Annotated in this window: 23 protein-coding genes and 3 pseudogenes; 7 read left to right on the forward strand and 19 right to left on the reverse strand. The window is 34.2% G+C overall.

Going from position 1 to position 17,388, the window contains the following annotated elements; translation table 11 throughout:
* From J7I90_RS13145 to J7I90_RS13185, 9 genes are all read right to left on the reverse strand, one after another.
* Positions 1-411: DUF669 domain-containing protein (locus J7I90_RS13145; RefSeq protein ID WP_214772188.1), on the reverse strand; the 411-nt coding region annotated here is incomplete at its 3' end.
* On the reverse strand, positions 411-1,103 hold the full coding sequence (locus J7I90_RS13150) for an AAA family ATPase (RefSeq protein WP_214772190.1): 693 nt from the start codon (positions 1,101-1,103) through the stop codon (positions 411-413). The genes J7I90_RS13150 and J7I90_RS13145, both read right to left, overlap by 1 nt.
* A 2-nt stretch (positions 1,104-1,105) precedes the next feature.
* Positions 1,106-1,774, reverse strand: a complete 669-nt coding sequence (locus J7I90_RS13155; protein ID WP_214772192.1) for a hypothetical protein — start codon at positions 1,772-1,774, stop codon at positions 1,106-1,108.
* 1 nt (position 1,775) lies between these two features.
* Entirely contained in the window at positions 1,776-2,327 is a 552-nt protein-coding gene (locus J7I90_RS13160; RefSeq protein ID WP_214772194.1) for a host-nuclease inhibitor Gam family protein, read from the reverse strand.
* Entirely contained in the window at positions 2,324-2,497 is a 174-nt protein-coding gene (locus J7I90_RS13165) for a hypothetical protein (protein ID WP_214772196.1), read from the reverse strand. Before J7I90_RS13165 ends, J7I90_RS13160 begins: the two co-directional genes overlap by 4 nt.
* Before the next feature lie 99 nt (positions 2,498-2,596).
* Positions 2,597-2,818 carry a hypothetical protein gene (locus J7I90_RS13170; RefSeq protein ID WP_214772198.1) on the reverse strand — a complete coding sequence of 74 codons (222 nt, stop codon included), beginning with the start codon at positions 2,816-2,818 and terminating at the stop codon, positions 2,597-2,599.
* A gap of 68 nt (positions 2,819-2,886) precedes the next feature.
* Positions 2,887-3,030 (reverse strand): hypothetical protein, encoded by a 144-nt coding sequence (locus tag J7I90_RS13175; protein ID WP_214772200.1) that lies wholly within the window; start codon positions 3,028-3,030, stop codon positions 2,887-2,889.
* Positions 3,031-3,043: 13 nt separating this feature from the next.
* On the reverse strand, positions 3,044-3,295 hold the full coding sequence (locus J7I90_RS13180) for a hypothetical protein (protein ID WP_214772202.1): 252 nt from the start codon (positions 3,293-3,295) through the stop codon (positions 3,044-3,046).
* Between the two features lie 19 nt (positions 3,296-3,314).
* Positions 3,315-3,548 carry a helix-turn-helix domain-containing protein gene (locus J7I90_RS13185; RefSeq protein ID WP_214772204.1) on the reverse strand — a complete coding sequence of 78 codons (234 nt, stop codon included), beginning with the start codon at positions 3,546-3,548 and terminating at the stop codon, positions 3,315-3,317.
* A gap of 208 nt (positions 3,549-3,756) precedes the next feature.
* Here J7I90_RS13185 and J7I90_RS13190 point away from each other — a divergent pair, with 208 nt between their 5' ends.
* The gene (locus tag J7I90_RS13190; protein ID WP_214772206.1) at positions 3,757-4,416 is read left to right on the forward strand and encodes a LexA family protein; all 660 of its coding nucleotides are present in this window, start codon (positions 3,757-3,759) and stop codon (positions 4,414-4,416) included.
* A gap of 17 nt (positions 4,417-4,433) precedes the next feature.
* Entirely contained in the window at positions 4,434-5,786 is a 1,353-nt protein-coding gene (locus tag J7I90_RS13195; RefSeq protein ID WP_214772208.1) for a recombinase family protein, read from the forward strand.
* Between the two features lie 34 nt (positions 5,787-5,820).
* Here the strand turns inward: J7I90_RS13195 and J7I90_RS13200 are convergent, their stop codons facing one another.
* Positions 5,821-6,270, reverse strand: coding sequence for a hypothetical protein (locus J7I90_RS13200; protein ID WP_214772210.1), 450 nt, complete (start codon positions 6,268-6,270; stop codon positions 5,821-5,823).
* Between the two features lie 137 nt (positions 6,271-6,407).
* Here J7I90_RS13200 and J7I90_RS27385 point away from each other — a divergent pair, with 137 nt between their 5' ends.
* The 5 genes from J7I90_RS27385 to J7I90_RS13225 all read left to right on the forward strand — a co-directional run bounded on the left by J7I90_RS27385 (position 6,408) and on the right by J7I90_RS13225 (position 9,843).
* Entirely contained in the window at positions 6,408-6,599 is a 192-nt protein-coding gene (locus J7I90_RS27385) for a helix-turn-helix domain-containing protein (RefSeq protein ID WP_251025271.1), read from the forward strand.
* Positions 6,600-7,328: 729 nt separating this feature from the next.
* Entirely contained in the window at positions 7,329-7,526 is a 198-nt protein-coding gene (locus tag J7I90_RS13210) for a hypothetical protein (protein WP_214772212.1), read from the forward strand.
* Positions 7,527-7,678: 152 nt separating this feature from the next.
* Positions 7,679-8,308 (forward strand): hypothetical protein, encoded by a 630-nt coding sequence (locus J7I90_RS27390; RefSeq protein WP_251025272.1) that lies wholly within the window; start codon positions 7,679-7,681, stop codon positions 8,306-8,308.
* Positions 8,309-8,497: 189 nt separating this feature from the next.
* Positions 8,498-9,328: a S8 family peptidase gene (locus J7I90_RS13220; protein ID WP_396020436.1), complete on the forward strand. Its 831-nt coding sequence runs from the start codon at positions 8,498-8,500 to the stop codon at positions 9,326-9,328.
* Between the two features lie 161 nt (positions 9,329-9,489).
* Positions 9,490-9,843, forward strand: coding sequence for a DUF4064 domain-containing protein (locus J7I90_RS13225; protein ID WP_214772214.1), 354 nt, complete (start codon positions 9,490-9,492; stop codon positions 9,841-9,843).
* 207 nt (positions 9,844-10,050) lie between these two features.
* Here the strand turns inward: J7I90_RS13225 and J7I90_RS27795 are convergent.
* The 9 genes and pseudogenes from J7I90_RS27795 to J7I90_RS13270 all read right to left on the reverse strand — a co-directional run.
* Positions 10,051-10,164: pseudogene (locus J7I90_RS27795) on the reverse strand (peptidoglycan-binding domain-containing protein); the annotation flags it as partial.
* A gap of 397 nt (positions 10,165-10,561) precedes the next feature.
* Positions 10,562-10,918, reverse strand: coding sequence for a hypothetical protein (locus tag J7I90_RS13235; protein ID WP_214772216.1), 357 nt, complete (start codon positions 10,916-10,918; stop codon positions 10,562-10,564).
* A gap of 98 nt (positions 10,919-11,016) precedes the next feature.
* Entirely contained in the window at positions 11,017-11,808 is a 792-nt protein-coding gene (locus J7I90_RS13240) for a glycerophosphodiester phosphodiesterase family protein (protein ID WP_214772218.1), read from the reverse strand.
* A gap of 12 nt (positions 11,809-11,820) precedes the next feature.
* On the reverse strand, positions 11,821-12,498 hold the full coding sequence (locus tag J7I90_RS13245; protein WP_214772220.1) for a hypothetical protein: 678 nt from the start codon (positions 12,496-12,498) through the stop codon (positions 11,821-11,823).
* Positions 12,499-12,623: 125 nt separating this feature from the next.
* Complete coding sequence (locus tag J7I90_RS13250; protein ID WP_214772222.1) at positions 12,624-13,058, reverse strand: hypothetical protein; 435 nt, start codon at positions 13,056-13,058, stop codon at positions 12,624-12,626.
* Positions 13,059-13,186: 128 nt separating this feature from the next.
* Positions 13,187-13,564, reverse strand: a pseudogene (locus tag J7I90_RS13255) (transposase); the annotation flags it as partial.
* Positions 13,565-13,768: 204 nt separating this feature from the next.
* Positions 13,769-13,867, reverse strand: a pseudogene (locus J7I90_RS13260) (DegV family protein); the annotation flags it as partial.
* 422 nt (positions 13,868-14,289) lie between these two features.
* Positions 14,290-14,712 (reverse strand): DUF4944 domain-containing protein, encoded by a 423-nt coding sequence (locus tag J7I90_RS13265; RefSeq protein ID WP_214772225.1) that lies wholly within the window; start codon positions 14,710-14,712, stop codon positions 14,290-14,292.
* 15 nt (positions 14,713-14,727) lie between these two features.
* A complete protein-coding gene (locus J7I90_RS13270) occupies positions 14,728-16,887 on the reverse strand; it encodes an amidase domain-containing protein (RefSeq protein ID WP_214772226.1) in 2,160 nt (719 codons plus the stop codon).
* Positions 16,888-17,388: the final 501 nt, after the last annotated feature.

Below are 17,388 nucleotides of genomic sequence, written 5' to 3' on the forward strand. Positions count from 1 at the left end.
TGCATCAAAGAATCTAGCTTTTGCATATTTTTTTGATTTATCTTTTTTATCTTCTTGATGCTTAACGGTAATAACCAAATTTTTATTAAAAAGCTGTTTTGCCATATCATCAGCATCTTTAAATATAAATCCATTTGGGAAGCCGCATGCTTTGATAAGACTGTTGATACGTTTAATATTGTTTTCTTTATATTCAGGATCATCATTGTGGAAATATAACGTGTTGTACAAAATTTTCGCACCCTGATGGGCTTGTGGAACATCTGAACGAACCTCAAAGTCTAGATTTAATGTTGGGTGGCCCTGGAAATCTTGTGCATTTGCATTAATAATAATTGCCTCGTATTTCCCTTCTGCTACTAACTCAAATCCTGTGCTTACGTTTTCCTCATCAAATTTAAAGAATGACATTATTTATTTCCCCCTGTTTTCTCATTTGTGGTTGATACTAATAATTCTTCTTGTACGCAGCCTTTACGATCATCTAAATGATTCTTGGCAAAGATGCTTTGATTACCTTCCAAAATAAATCCGCGGGCACCGTCTGCTTTTCTAATTAATCGAGCAACAACATGCACGATTCCCATAACGTGATTGACTATTTTATCGCGAATATCTGGAATGAATTGGTTATATTGTTGCCCATCATCATGGATAATGCTGCGTGTAGTTTCCCAGGCAGTGTAGATGACGTTTGCATCTAATCCATTGAAGGTTTCAATAACCTTCAGCAAGTGGTTGTCGAATAAAGCGTAATCTTTTAATTCCGGCATTCCACTTTTCGTTTTTTCTCCCTTACTCATCAACCAAAGCTTTTGATAATGGGTAAGATTGTCCACAAAAATGTTATCGTAATTAGCGATATTCGCTTTTGCATGCGCATAAAAGTCTAAAATGCTTTGGTGAGGATCGTTCGAATCGATCTTGGCGACATCCACATTTGAGTAACCTTGTAATACTTGGCTTGTACCATCAATATCGAGCACCAATGTTTTGCCTGGTAGCAATCCAGCAACTGTTGTTTTACCGTCACCAGGCTTAGAGTAGGTGATGACTTTTGCCTTTTCGCTTTTCTTAATTTCAGAGCCGTTTGTAGTTTCCACTTTTACACCTCATTACTATTTTTGTAATCACAGAACTTTTGAGCGATTTCCTTGGTTTCAAATAAAGTTTTGTATGCATACCCTATATCTTTAAATTGTTTTTCATCTGTGATTAGTTCATTGCCATGAATACTATCTTCATAGTAATTTAAGTATTCATCGTCATCGCCTCTGTACTTAACTGAATACCAGGCATGGCCCTCTCCGCGTCTAATGCTGAATGTACTTAATAGAATTGGAATTGGCTCAAATACGGGAATTGAATTAGAGCACTCACATGATTCATAAGTTTTTCTACCAGAAGGTGTTGTATAATAAAGCCTTCTGTTTTCATCACATTTATCACATTTCGGTTTATATTTGCTTCGTGAAGCTACCGTGTAATATTCAACTTCGAAATCATTCAACAGACTAGATAAACGCTCACGTCTTACTTTACGTTCCAAGTCTTGGCGCTCGTATTCTAATTTTCTTGATTTTTGATCATATTCTGATTTAATTGTTTTGAAATTAGTTTTGATTTCTTGCAGCTCAGCATTTTCTTTTTTAAGACGATCCATCTCAGAAACGAATTCTTCTTTAACGGCTTTTAATAAACTTTCCCTGAACTCATCAACTTGCATTTCGAATTCACTCGGTTCATTATAAAAATCCTCTTCGTAATAGCTCATCTTAAACCTCCACACTATAAGAAATAGATTCTGGCTTTACGACCACACCAGGAACAATCTGTCCGTTTTCATCCACAACTACTTTTTCACCACTGATTTCCACAATCTTTAATGACTTTTTCAAGTCCGCCCACTTCACACTGTTCTTAATGAATTCATCCATTTCGTTTTCGATAACGTATTGAAGAATTACCTCTTCATTGCCCTTTTCTGGAGCCTCTTTCGATGCTCGAGTTTTTGATTTCCCGTAAGGAGTAGACAACATTTTATTTTTCTTAGGATTTTCTTCAAATAATTGTTGGTGATATTTTTGGATATGTGCTTTGAAGAAACTTGCACTATTTTCAATTGTGGAAAGCTCACCTTTTTCCCATGTATCAATACGGTCACGCTCAACAGTTGCCGATTGTTTAATTTCTTTTTCTTTCAATTGCAAAGCATGCAATTTACGGAATGCCCAATTTAGGCTATTGATGTCCGTAATCTCAAAATTAGTTTCCTGTGATTGGATTTCTTCAACTTCCATAAGCTCGATTTGCTGTAAAGAATTCATTGTTTTTCCTCCTTCAATTCGTTTTCAAGAGATTCATATATTTCAATTAAGTCATCATAGGAATGACTTCCGCCAAGAGTAGACTCATGTTTTTCAAGCCAGTTATAAAGACTTTCTAACTGAGGATTAGCAGGACTAAAAACAGTACTTTTCTTTGTATCGAAATACATTTATTAATCCTCCTGTTGCATATTTGTTTTAAAAATGATTAGAATAGCTATAAGCGTTGTACAATTTTTAGGACTCCTGTCTGCAAACAGGGGTCTATTTTAATTGATTGAGGCTGAAGGATATTCATACTTCACACCAACAACAGGTAAACTAATTTCTGTGATAAGCTCGTCCTTGCGATTAAACAATTTGAAAACCCCATCATGTTCGATAATGTCATCCACAGCTTGTCCACCGAATTCCTTACCAACCTCAAAGGTATAAATAAAAGGATTAGTTGCTTCAGCGATTACCTCAAAAGACTTAATCGTTCTTTCCAATAGGTTCACCCCCTTATAATTTTTGGCTTCTGACATAAGCCCGATAAATTTCCATGTAACGGTCCGCCTCATTCATTGCTAACCATTCCCGGGTTTTGATTTTCAACTTTCTCACCTCCCTTCAATCGCCCTGCAGTCAATGAGCTACCACACAAACAGCCACCTAAAAACACCAGTAATGCGAAGAATCCTGAAACCATGATTTCGCCCAATGAGTTATCCCCCTTAAGAAACCTTCTTATTTTCTTCACTTTTTTCTAATGGCTTTTTATAGGTCAAATATGTTCGGAAATGCCCGTTTTCCTTAACAACTGTTCGATCATAATTTTCTAAGGGGTTTTCCTTTTGGGTTGAGCCAGGTGCTGTATACTTCCAAGCACCGGCTCTATTAAGTAGTTCAGACAGCCCTTTAGGAACAGGAACTTCAAATCCCCCTAGAGATATACTAGTTACAATTAAGTCCTCCTTAATCCTCATATAAGTACCTCCTTCTACTTTAAAAAGTAGAGCTTTTTTCGAATTCTCTACTTAAAGTAGAGTCGACATTAAAAAAAATAAAATCATAGCTTAAATCTAAAATTTCACATATTTTCTTAGCTTCCCTGATTGTTACTTCATCAGGCTGTTTCTCCATCTTACTGTACGTTTGAACATGAACACCAAGCTTTGTAGCTATATCGCGTTGTGTAAAACCTTTTAATAATCTGGCTTGTTTCAGTGTGAGAATCATGGTTATCACCTCGCTTTTTAACCTTCACAATCACATGTTATTCTACTTTTGGTAGAATGTCAACGATATTCTAGTAATTTTTATCTACTAAATCTACTTAATTATCACTTTGTATACTAAAAGTAGATTTTTTTCGTTATTATATTGAATTAATTCTACTTTTAGGGTAATATAAATCCTATACATAGACCGACCGGAGGGAATTAAATTGAGTATTGGTAAAAACATTAAAAAGTTGAGAGAAATACATAATCTTTCCCAAAAAGACTTAGCTGAAATTGCTGGAGTATCGGATAAAGCTGTATCTACTTGGGAGAACGGAATAAAAGACCCTCGAATGGGTGCTATTCAAAAAATAGCTGATCACTTTGGTATATTGAAAAGCGATATTATCGAAGATAAGGAAACAAAGGTTAATCCCATTAATCCTTCAATACAGCCTAAAGTTGAAGGCTTCTCAAAACCAATGCCATTATTAGGCTCGATAGCAGCTGGTGTTCCACTTGAAATGGTTCAAGTTCAAGAATGGGTTAATGTTCCCTCAGAAGTCGCTGATAAATATCCTCACGCATTCTTAGTAAAAGTAAATGGAGACAGCATGAATAAAATTGTTCCACCTGATGCTTTAGCATTAATTGATCCTACTTTAGAAGTGAACAATGGAGATGTTGCTGCTGTTGCTGTTAATGGTTATGACGCAACATTAAAAAGGTTTTTCAAATTTCAAAATGGAATTACCTTAGAGCCGGAAAGCTTCAATGAAAAACACCTAACACAATATTATGATCATAAAGAACAAGAATTTAATCCTATTCATATCAAGGGGAAGTTAGTTTGGTACATGGCCCCATTGAATATAAAATTTTAATTTGAAAGGTGATTATCATGACTAAGGCGGCCTTATATATTCGCGTTAGCACACGGGAGCAGGTCGAAAATTACAGTATTGAAGTTCAAAAAGAACGCTTAGAAGCATTCTGCAAAGCTAAAGGCTGGGATATTTACAATATTTATGTTGATGGTGGATTTTCAGGTTCAACATTAGACCGACCAGACTTGCAAAGAATGATAAAGGATTTAAAAAATATAGATGTTGTTCTCGTTTATAAATTAGACAGGTTATCTAGATCACAAAAGAACACACTTGAATTAATTGAGGAACATTTTTTAAAAAACAATGTGGATTTTGTATCAATTACAGAAACTCTTGATACCTCTACTCCTTTCGGAAAAGCCATGATTGGTATACTATCTGTATTTGCACAATTAGAACGTGAAACGATTGCTGAAAGAATGAGGATGGGACACATCAAGCGCGCTGAAAATGGATTGGGTTCAATGGGTGGAGATTATGACCCAGCAGGATACTCAAGGGAAAATGGGTTATTGATAATTAAGGATGAAGAGGCCAAGCATATTCAAAGAGCCTTTGATTTATATGAGCAGTATCATTCAATCACAAAGATACAACAAAGTTTGAAAGAGGAAGGTCATGCAGTATGGAGATTCAGAAGATATAGGGACATCTTAGCTAATCCTTTATACATAGGCATGGTTAGCTTCGCTGGTAAGCTTTATAAAGGACAACACCAACCTATTATTACTCCTGAACAATTCGAACGCGTGCAGATACTATTACAGCGTCACAAAGGGAACAACGCTCATAAGGCTAAAATGAGCTTATTATCCGGGCTATTACGTTGTCAATGTTGTAATGAATCTTTTGTATCGTATTCATCGAGCGTTTCGAAGAAAAACCCAAAAAGTTATTATTACTATATTTGCAAAGCAAGAAGATTTCCTTCCGAGTACGATGAGAAGTGTTACAACAAGATTTGGAATAAATCTAAGTTAGAATCTATAGTGATTAGTGAATTAAAAAATATTTCAATTAAAAAGTCAAAGGCTCAAAAGAAAGAAAAAACGATTAACTACGAAAAACTAATAAAAGATACAGATAAAAAAATGGAAAGATTAATCGAATTATACACAAATGAATTAATCAATAATGACTTACTGGAAAAACAAATGAGCAAGTTGAATGCTGAAAAAGAAAAATTAATTCAGAATCAAAGGTCTACTTTCGAGGATACACAAATAATCACTGATGAAATTTTAGAGAATATCCAAAGTGATTTTGAGGATTTAGAATTTAAGGATAAACAAGCAATAGTACAAACATATATAAAAGAAGTTCACATAGATGGTGACAACGTCATAATTGATTGGCGTTTTTAATTAGTCATTTTTTTATGTATTCATTCCCGGCTATTCATACAGCCCATACCAGGAATTCATCTTTTCCGTTTACGGCTTCAACGACAAAGTCGGACGCATTCTGTTGACCTGCCGATAAAGTGCCCGTCCACCTCATCACATTGTCAGGAATCGTATATTGAATGCCGGGGCCTGTCCACCTATAAAGCTTTGCACATTCACTGACCCGTCCCATCATGATGCATGACCGGCAGTAAGTGCAATCTTGATTGCAAATCTTGCAAGGGAAAGTATAAAACAAGGTTTGATCTTTGTTACCGCAGCGTACACAGTGATAACTGCCGTTCCCGGATTGCACGCCGCAAGTTTCCGAGACATACCCATTCTTGTGGTGCTCTGTGAGGATTTCTTGGGAGAAGGGAATTTCGAAGGCCAAAAGGTGTTTTCCGGTGAGATGGTTCTGAAGTTCAATGGAATAAGGCGGGGAAATGCTCATTTTTTTCAAACTGCAGCCTCCATTTCTTGATAAATTACACTCCCCCTTATCATTCGCTTTTAACTCCCGGATTCCTTTTTGTTCATAAAAAAACGCCTTTCACTTAGTGAAGGCGTCACAGCTGCAAGCAAATTGGTGTGAGCTACATGTGTAATAACACAATTGCATCCAAACTTGAGGTATCTTATAAATCAGTTCAACGTTTAATGAAGAAACTTGAAGACCTCGGCATGATCCGCCAGGTACCAATGAAGGGAAGACAAGATATGATGCAAACAGCCAACGCAATCATCATTCAGCCTGTAAAAGATGAAATGACCGCCCCCCCCCCCCTGTGAAAGAGTCCAAGCAGTGTCCGGCCATTAAAACAACTACTTCTTTCTTAAAACAAAATATTAAAAACAAGAAAAGTAAAGCCGTTCCTCAATTCTCTCAAGGGGATAATTCTCTAGAAAATTCTTTAAAACAAGCAAATTTTGTAGCCCATTGGGTGCCAGGCGTATTCAGGAGTTTTGGAAGGTAATTAAACAGTGTAATAGAGTGGTTGATTATTCTACTAACAAAAGAGCATTCACTAGGGACAAGAAATAGCGACCGGTACCAAAGCAGGAATTTGCTATGAAGGTTAAGAGTGGAGTTAACATGCATAAAGGTCCATTTGCTTACTTCAATGGGATTGTAAATAAACTAATGAATAAGCTTTTTTTTTGATGATGACTTTTTGACTTTATATACTTATAAAATTTGAAATTATAAAAAATAAAATAAAGCCTATCCTCAATAAATTAGTTAGGCTTTACTTTATAATGATTTCAATTTAATTCTAATTATTTTTTTTTACCATAATTGAGTAAATCCTTTTTGATGAAAAATACACAACATGAAGCAATAAATATAGAAGTAATAAAAAGGCAGAAACATAAATATAACCATTACCTTTTAATAGAATGTCATTAGATATACTAGAATATACAAGAACATATAAATAGAAAAATGCAAACATTAAAAGTGTTTCAGAAACGTAACTCAGAATTCCTTTTTTTAATATTAATATCTTTGAGAATAGAATGTCTACAATGCCAGTAACTACAACAGTTGTAATGAAAAATTTAAAAATAATTTTTATAGATGAAGTTGTGTTCTCAGAATTTATATATACATCTGATGTTAATGAAGCTATGTATATTACTAGGAAAAAGCATAAAAAAGGTACAGATAAAATTGCTGCACACATTAAAGTTACAGTTGAAATTGCAAAAATATGATCTCCACGTGAATAGCTTTTTGAATTTTTTTTACCCATAATTGGTATAGACTTCCCCTTTTGGATTTTTTTATAAAAAAACATACAAAAATATGTAATCCATGGTAATATAGTACTGGTTTAAAAATACTACATATTTTTGGAGGTTTCAAGATGAAAAGAAAAAACTTTATTAAAGGCGTAGCTTTAACCACCTCAATAGCAGTACTTGGTAGCACTTTTGCCCCATTGTCCACTGCTTTTGCCGAGGAAACTAATCATCCTATTGAAAACATAAGTAAGGACGTTCAAGTTACTGTAGAAACACCTGATTCTTTAATTGAGTATATCGAAGAAGAAAAGGAGCTTCAAGAAGAGGCTCTTGGAGAAGAACTTACAACTAAAGAGTTTTTAAGTGATGAAGTTTCTATGGAGGCCCAAGATACAAGAGACTTTATTCAATATGCAACGACTACAGATGAATTTAAAGCTTTTGTTGGAGAAGATGTAAGTTCAAGTCAAGTAGATACTGCTGAAGCATCTGGAATTGTCGGTGGGATTTTAAAAGGAATCAAGGCCTTTGGATGGATTTGCAGAGTAGGAGGCAAATCATTAAAATATGCTATTAAACCCCTTTCCCCTTCTAAGGCAAAATTAGTTGATCAATATGCTAGAAAGATAGCATATGCTACTGAAAAACTAGACAAAGGAACTAAAGGCGCTTTAACTGCGGCATTAAAAAAAGCTGGTGTTCCAGGTAAGTCAGCTGAATCTTTAACTGAAATTATTTTTTGGCTAATATAAATAACAAATAAGAAGAGAAAGATGACTTTGAGTAGACTATGCTTAAAGTCATCTTTTTCGAATTCGAGGTGAATTCCTATTTCTTCAAAGTTTAATAAATTTTTATTCTTTTTAATTCTAATATCATCTTTAATATTTATTTTTAATATAATTCCGAAAAATAATGCAAAAGAGAAAGCAAATAATCACATTAATTCAGATAATTCACTAGTAAGCAAAAAAGAGAATTGGGGATATAAGGATACAATAGTTAAACGAACTTTATCAAACAATAAAATTAAAATAGCTATTTTGGATAGTGGGATTAATAAAGAACATCCTGATTTAAAAGGACAAATTCACAAAGAGTTTAATGCTATTAGTCCTGAAGAACCAGTGAAAGATAAATTTAATCACGGTACACCGATAGCTGGCATCATTGCCGCAAAAGATGATTCTAATGGTATTAAAGGTATTTCCCCAAAATCAGAAATTTATTCTGTTAAAGTACTCAATGATAAAGGAGAAGGATCTGTAGATCATATTATTAAGGGTATAGAATGGGCCATTAATGAAAAAGTTGAAATTATAAATATTAGTTTTGGTTTTAAAAATCACAATAAAAAATTAAAAAAAATCGTTAATAAAGCTACTTCCAACGGAATAATTATAGTAGCTTCTAGTGGAAATAATTATATAAATGACGTTGATTATCCAGCTAAATATAATAATGTAATTTCTGTTGGCTCAATTGATCAAGAACATGAGCGAGTCAAATTTTCACCGAGAGGAAAAATCGATGTTGTAGGTCCAGGAAGAGACATTCTTTCTACTAATAACCTTAATGACTTTTCAATATTTGAAGGTACCTCATTTTCTACTGCTTATGTTACAGGTTTAATTTCTTTATATCTATCTGAAAAACCTACTATAAAATTTGACCAAAAAGCTATTATTAAGTTATTAAAGAATCAATCTCTAGACTTAGGTATAAAGGGTAAAGATAATACTTATGGATATGGACTATTACAATATAAATAAATTATTACTTAACAAGGGATATATTGTTAATCGTGATACCTTTATAAATACTTCACTATTAGATATGAAGGCCTATGATTTATATGATGAGGAAGAGGGATGAAGAGGTGACCTATATTTGGTCTACAGTATAATTAAATAAAAAAGGGGGATTCATTTTTATGAGTCGTTCAACAGAATTTACTTTGTCTCTTATTGCAACAATATTTTTAACCATTGGTTGGATTATCGTTGGCCTTATTACTATCTATGCTGGTTTTGCGCCTGTTGATGAAATGGATTATACCTTGTTTACATACCTAGTTATATACTCAGTTCTAACTATCCCTTTACTTGTATTAATTTGGGTAGGTACTTTTAAAATCAAAAGGGATAGTCGTGGGTGGGGTATATTCATTCTAGTAATGGGTGTCCTTTATACTTTCTCTGTTTATTTCATTCCTGGTACCCTGCTTCTTATTTCAGGTATCATGATGGTTGCTAAAAAAGATAAAAGCCAGAACATTGCAGTTTAAGTAATTTTGCAAGCACCGATATAGTTGTTGGTTTAATTAGAAGTGAATACATTACTGATAAATCAATTATAGATAAAATTAAAGTCCTTGTTGATAAAGATGAGGAAGAATTAAAAATCTATTATAAAATACTTATGGACTTTTTAAATGAACAATAACTTTCTGTTTCTTATACTAAAAAGCCCCTCTCACTAAGAGAAGGGCTTTTTAGTATAAGAACAATTTAGAAAATGTATCTCTTCCTGCAATTCCATCATCAGTCAAATGATTGGCCTCTTGGAATGCTTTCACAGCCTTTTCGGTGACAGTTCCAAAGATGCCAACAACGGTTAACTTAAAGTCAGGGTTTTCTGAATGGACCTGACAGTTGTATCGCCACTGTTTGAAGGTTTGGTATCCTCTTTTTTATCAGTACAATCACGACTTTAGCATTTCCAAAATTGATTTTCTGACCTATTTTTAATTTTGTTGGATTGATGCCAGGATTCGCTTTAATTAGATCCAGCAAATGCACCGGCCCATAACCTTAAAACAATATCCATATCTGTGAATGGAAAAGCAACTGAACCTACTCCTAGCCCGACTACCAAGCTTAAGATTGGTAGTAATGTTCGCCAAGGTAACTGTCTGTTTTACCACCTAAACCATTGCTGCCACGATCGGTGCCAATATAGTGGTAAATATTAATACCTGTTGCATGACTTCGTTATCCATATGATCAACCTCCGAATGATTTTGTAATTTCTCCCCAAAAAGCAATTATGGCAGTGAGGATACCTACAAATCCCCCACCACCAAGTAATCCTAATATGATTTCCTTACGTGAACTAGTTTTTAATTTAGAAACTTCTCCTTTAGTCTCTTCCTGCTTAACAGTAATCCCAAGGCTGTGCTCAATTAATTTATTTAGCAAGTCTTTCTGATCGCCTGAGGATTTAAGGACAACATTTTGAATTTCCAATTGACCCTTTTCCATGCTATTAATCTTATCGATAACCTCACCATAATTGGTTTCCAACTTCGATATTCGTTGCTCATGGTTCTCTAACCGTTGTGGCATGTCCACCTCCTCCAATGTCCATAACCCCCTTTAACATAAAATTCTATCTACCTCTGTATGTCTAGGTTGTTTTTACATAATAAAAAGCCGCCCTTTTGGGACGACTTGAATTTTTATTGGTACTTATTAGCATTGACTAAGTAATCTGTAAAGACTCCGTCAACACCATAAGAAACCACTTCTTCAATTTGCTTTTTCTCATTATTTTTATCGAAGAAGGTGTGTACTACTAAATTAGCCTCATGCACCCTTTCTACAAATGTCTCATCTACCAGTTTGCCATTTAAACCAATTCCTATAGCATATTTCCTAATTTCGTTCTCCTTTAAATAAGGAACTTCCGAATCTTTACATAGTTGAACAAGAGGAATATCCTTATTTAATTTATGAATTAATTTCAAGCTTTCTGATGAAAAAGACTGTATAACCACCTTATCTAATAGTTGACGATCCGAGAGTATTTTAAGTAATTTCTCCTCCATCACATTTAGATTATCGACAGTCTTTGTCTCGATATAATAATTTGTATCAGTCTTAAATCTATCCAATATTTCTTGCAAGGTAAGTATTTCTTCACCCTTGTATTCCTCATTAAACCAACTACCAGCATCCAAAGCCTTAAGTTCATCTAATGTGTAATCAGATACTTTGCCCAAGCCGTTTGTGGTTCGATCAACTGTCTCGTCATGCATGGCAATTAACTGATTATCCTTTGTCATCCTTAAATCAATTTCAATAAAGTCAGCTCTCGAGTTAATTGCTTTCTCATATGACGGCATAGTATGTTCTGGTGCTTCTGATGAGTCTCCTCGGTGGGCAATGATTAATAACTCATCTGTTTCTGATGCTTGAGCGGAACATCCGGTTAATAATAGTGTAATAATAATTATTAGTAGTTTTTTCATATGATAAATTTTTTATAGTATCAATTCTGTTTTTTCATCTTGAACTTTAAGGTCGATACCATTAGCTCCAGAATCATTAATTAGTTTTTGTTGGAAATCATTCAGTTTTTTAGACTCAGTTTTATTTTTCTTAAGTTCTTGATAAAAAAGAAGTGTATTTGTTTTGAAGCTTTCTTCACTTACGTGTTTTTTTGCTTTTTCATTCAAAGTCTTGTACAACTCACTAATTACCTTTCCATTTGATGAATAATCTTTAAGTAAAATTGCGGGCTGTAATTCATCTTTGATAAATTCACCTTTACTAATGTCTACCATTTTATCGAATTTGTATTCCTCGGCGAACAATTTATGTTTTTCATCAAGTTCCTTTTGGGAAAGTCCTACATATTTCACAAGTTCATTTTGAAGAATATATCTTCTTACGACTGATTCTTTATCGAATTTTTTGGATTCGCCAAGTTGAGACATATTTGTATCAGCAAATTCCTTCAATTCCTTTCCGTTAACATCTTTACCTTCGTAATTAAAAACCACTTCACTATCTTTTAATTGAATCACTTGATCTTTTATATCAACTTTAGCAGATTGAGTTTGAGTAGCCGGTTTAACACCTACCTCTTCCCCTGAACTACAAGCAGCCAAACCTAATACAGATAATAATAATGCAATGGCTAGTAAGATTTTTCTCATGGTAAAATTCTCCCCTTTTCTTCATACATTTTAATATTCTAACATAAAGAAAGGGAAATAGTACCTACTTATCCACAATAAACAAGGAGTATAATTAACTACAAAAAACTCATGTTCTTTATCTATTAGTCTATTTCCTTATTTCCCAGCATCTTCTCTATTTCTAGTGCATAATAAATATCCGCCTTTTCGTCGGTTGTCATACTTACACTTTCAGTGGATGGGAAAACCCCGTTCGGTGTAATCATCGTTAAAATCGGCGTATCTGGTGCAGTGGTTCCGGAATCAATAGTTACTAATTCTCCTTCAGTCCAATCCTCATATAAAATGACATTGGAAGGTACGGATCCGCCACCACTACCACCACTTTCAATAATGTTTGCAATTTCTGCTAACTTATTAATATCGATATCTTTGAGTAATTCACCAGTTTCCAGTGCTTTACTAAGCACTGGAAACTCATTTGTACTTTGTAATGATTCCCCACTTAAAATGCATGTTTGGGTGAAGTACTTAAACTTATTCGAATCTGTTACCTTATCACTTCCTGCATAAACCATTACTTCTACTTCATGACTACCTGATACAATATAAGCTTATGAATCTAGTATAAACGTACATTCACCAGTTAAAGCATCAGTAATTAAACCCTCTTGAAAAACGGTTTTCCGATCAGGCTTTTTAACAGCTAGCGAACCGAAGTTGCCTCAGTTAAATCAACAGGAATACCACCTTTATTAATAATAATTGACAATTTTAATGTGTTTAGATCATTTGCATTCACGGTAAATACTGGGTTTTTAACAGTCTCTAATGCATCAACAACAATTGAAAACTCTTTAAGCATCTTGCACTCTTTCATGGCAATAAAAAAAGCCCTGTTCGTCCCTTCATTTTCCCATGTCGTCTGGTAATCCTTTTTCGATGTGAAGCAAATTATTTGCCTTGATGTCGCTAGTACACACTCTACAGCCATCGTTTTAAAAGTTTTGTTACCTTGTGGGGTTTTACTCGTTTTTTTACCAGCACTTTCATAATTTCCAGGACTCACACCAGCCCAAGAGGCAGAATGTTTAGTTGATTAAATACGGACATATTGTTATCACCCATTATTGTCAAGGGTTTAATGGGTTATTGTTGAACCACCGCTTATAACAAGTTTTAGTACATACCCCTTTTTTACAGTTTTACTTTCAGGATACCGCTTTTAACTCCCGGATTCCTTTTTGTTCATAAAAAAACGCCTTTCACTTAGTGAAGGCATCACAGCTTAAATTTTATACCAGCCCATCCCCATCGAGCCTTCGCCCAGATGCGTTCTAATTACTGGACCGAATTAGCTGATGTCGAATTCGACATTCGGGAACCGATTCTTATAACCATTAATTTTTTTTCGATTAGGGTGGACAGTCTATAAATTAGACGACATCCTGTGAAATAATGGAAGACCTGCTCCATCACTTGAATGCTTGAAAAACAAGAGGAAGGGGATATTCTGCTTAAGGCGTTCACTTACCCCTCTGTAGATTGTTGGGGGAAATCTTTTTGGAAGAAATTCAATTTTTTAACCGTCAATTAAGTAGTGAAAGGCATCAACTTTATCAACGATGATGATTTTGAAAACGATCTCAGCTCGAGTTGTTGCCAAACAAACTATAAAGAATCATTAACAACCTATCTTCTTTCACGGAAATCATTAAAACATTTTTCGCTAGGCTTGAAAGTGAATGAAGGTCAATGAAAATAAAACTATAAAAAGAGCAGGAATTAGCCTGCTCTTTCTTTTTAAAACTAATCGAGAGTAAATGTATCCGTGTGTTGTTTGTTATTTTTTTCCCATGTTACGGAAATTTTATAGGTTAATCCTTTTTTAGGAGCATCTGCTTGGTAAAAGTCAGGATAGTCTAAAGGGTTAATCTTGCGGACTATACCATCCTCGCTTTTACCAGGAGCAAATTCGGTTACCTCAACTAAGACTTTATCATCTTCCTGGAAAATAATTTTTTTAACTACTGCATCTTTATTCTTGTTACTCTGCTTAATAGAAGCTACCCATCCATAACCTTCACTAGGATCTCTATTTTTCTTGTAGGTTGCTTTCCACATATTATTTTCAGACTTCCCCGATATTTTTCCTGAAGAACTATACCAATAAAGCCCTACCAATATCACAAAAAATAATAATACGACAATAAAGATAATTTTTTTCTTCAAACATTTCACCTCCTTTTAAAATTTTATAACGCGATACTTAATCCACTCAGGACTAATGTTTTTGAAGTTCCTTTTAAGATAATTATCTGTGTGGCCTGATAAATATAGGGTATTATTAGATTTTTCATAAACAAACATAGAATGAGAGTATCTTGTTTTATTCTTTTTCTTAAACTGAATTACATCCCCTACATCTGCATAACTAATTAGCGTAGATTTACTAGTACTACTTTTTGTAGACTGAGTTTTACTCCAGAAGGCATAAAAATCACTTACGTTAACCCATGAAGAAGATCTTTTAAAATAAGGAACTTTAGCACCATCGTACTTATAACTATACCAATATTTCGTAGTCCCGTATATTCCCCCTGGGATTGTTGATGGTTTCTTTTTGCTTTTTCCACCTGCGTATATAATTTGTGATACGAAGTTTGTACAATCATTACCTTCAGATTGATATGAGAAATTATTTCTAGAATTATACCATTTCTTAGCATAATCTTTTGCTTTGCTTACACTGTATGCAGATAATATTGTGGCACCCGTTTCGATTGTAGAATCTGCTTCTTCAGCAGAAATGCTCTTTTCAACCTCGCCAATCGTTTTAGATCTGAGCCTTTCCAATGTATTTATAAACTCCAAGTTAATTTCAGTTGAAGTGTTTTCTAAATCATCAGTTGATGAAGTGGTTTCATAGGCGTATTCATATTCAGAAAGATAGGCTGCTATCACTGAATATAGAGAATGCTGAAGTAAATCTTCGTCAGCTTGTCCATATTCTTGATCTAGTACATAATTAGTAAACTCGCTTGAACCAATTGGATAGTCTAGTTTTTTTTCATTTAAATAGGAAACAAAAAGATCTTCCGCTTCCTTAAAAGTGTAGTTTTCGCGTGCTTTTTCATTCATAGCTTGACGAACAAAATTAGAGTATTCAGTCTCACCATGTGAGTTATATGCTGTAACTTTAAAATAGTAATTTTTAGAATTACAATAATTCCCATTCGAATTACAATAAACTTTAGACGGGGAATTGGCTAATTCCACTCCCTTTTTATCGTGATGCAATTTATATATTCCTGCGTTTTCTTCTTGTGTTGTTGGCCAGATTTTTTGCTCTCTAGTTGTAAAGGTATTTACATTTCCAACATCAAAAGATTCATATGATTCACCGTTAAATATCCAAACATTATAACCGGTTGCATTTTCAATAGGTTCCCATTTTAAATCAGCAAAACCAGTTCCGTGTTCGTCTCCATTACTGTATAAGTTCCCATATAAATCAGGGATTTCTAAGTCAGGTATAGATGGCTTATACATACTTTTGGTAGAGGTGACTGTTTCCCCCAACTCGTTATAAGCACTAATTCTAAACCAGTAATTATTAGAACTAGCATATTGAGTCCCTGCATTTGAGTATACCTGAGAAGGATCGACTACTAATTCTTGACCCGATTTATCATATAAATGTAAGTTATATTTCCCACCATTGATTTCAGTGTCTGTTGGCCAAATATTTTTATTTTTTGAAGACCAAGTTGTTGCATTTCCTGCATCAAAAGATTCATATTCTTTTCCGTTGAATACCCAAACTTTGTAGCCAGCAGCCCCATCAACGCTATTCCAAGATAAGTTTACATAGCCACTGCTATCTCCATTACTAAATGCTTTTCCTGTAATATCAGGAATTTTTAAATTTGGAATGGTAGGTTTATAGATTGTAGAAAACTCGGTTTCAGTGCTGCCAATAACGGCAGAAATTTTAAACCAATAGTTCTTATTTGTAGTGTAATTACCTTTTGAATTTCTGTATACATCCGATGGATCTACGGATAATTCAGATCCTTTACTATCATGGTGAAGTGCATATCTCCCTGTGTTTATCTCTTCGACTGTAGGCCATAATTTTTTGTTTTTTGTAGACCAAGTTGTTGTATTTCCAACATCAAAAGTTTCATATTCTTTTCCATTATATAACCAAACCTTATAACTTGTTGCTCCTGGTACTTGTTCCCAAGATAAATCAACATACCCCGTCCCATCCCCATTACTAAATGTAGCACCTGTAGGCTTTAGTGGTACTGGTAAGGTTTCACCATTAACATTCTGGTGAGTGCTAAAAAAGAAAATACTACAAAATACAATTAATAAAGGGATAAATGGTTTAAGCTTCATACGATCTCTCCTTTTAAATTTTTCCAAAATAGTTCATATTGATTATAATTGGAAAAATCTAAGAAGCAATAGGTCCAAGGAACCACCCCTTTAGTTACTCCTGCTGGCATTGATTTTATTTTTGTGACTTATCCTATATTAATTATGGATATGGGATATAGGGATATTTTATTTTTAAGGCGTGAATCCTCTTAAAGTTTCAAGCCCTATTATATTTTTATATCCGATGGTATATCTTATGCCAAATTCCTTTATAACAACGAAGTTTACCAAAACGCTTCCTCAAACTTGAATAATAAAGACATACGAGTTTTTCACAGAAAAAATGTGACTTATGACATATTGGTTGTTCCAACCGCCATTACTTCACCAATATCTTTTCTAACCGCTTGTTACCATATATTATCCATATAATCCTCCTCTAAGTATGTCCATTCTCACTTTTAACCTAAGATTCCCTCTGTGTGTCTAGGTGTGGTTTCCATAATAAAAAGCCGCCCT

It is taken from the genome of Bacillus sp. ISL-57, assembly GCF_018613135.1.
Lineage (GTDB): Bacteria > Bacillota > Bacilli > Bacillales > DSM-1321 > Peribacillus > Peribacillus frigoritolerans.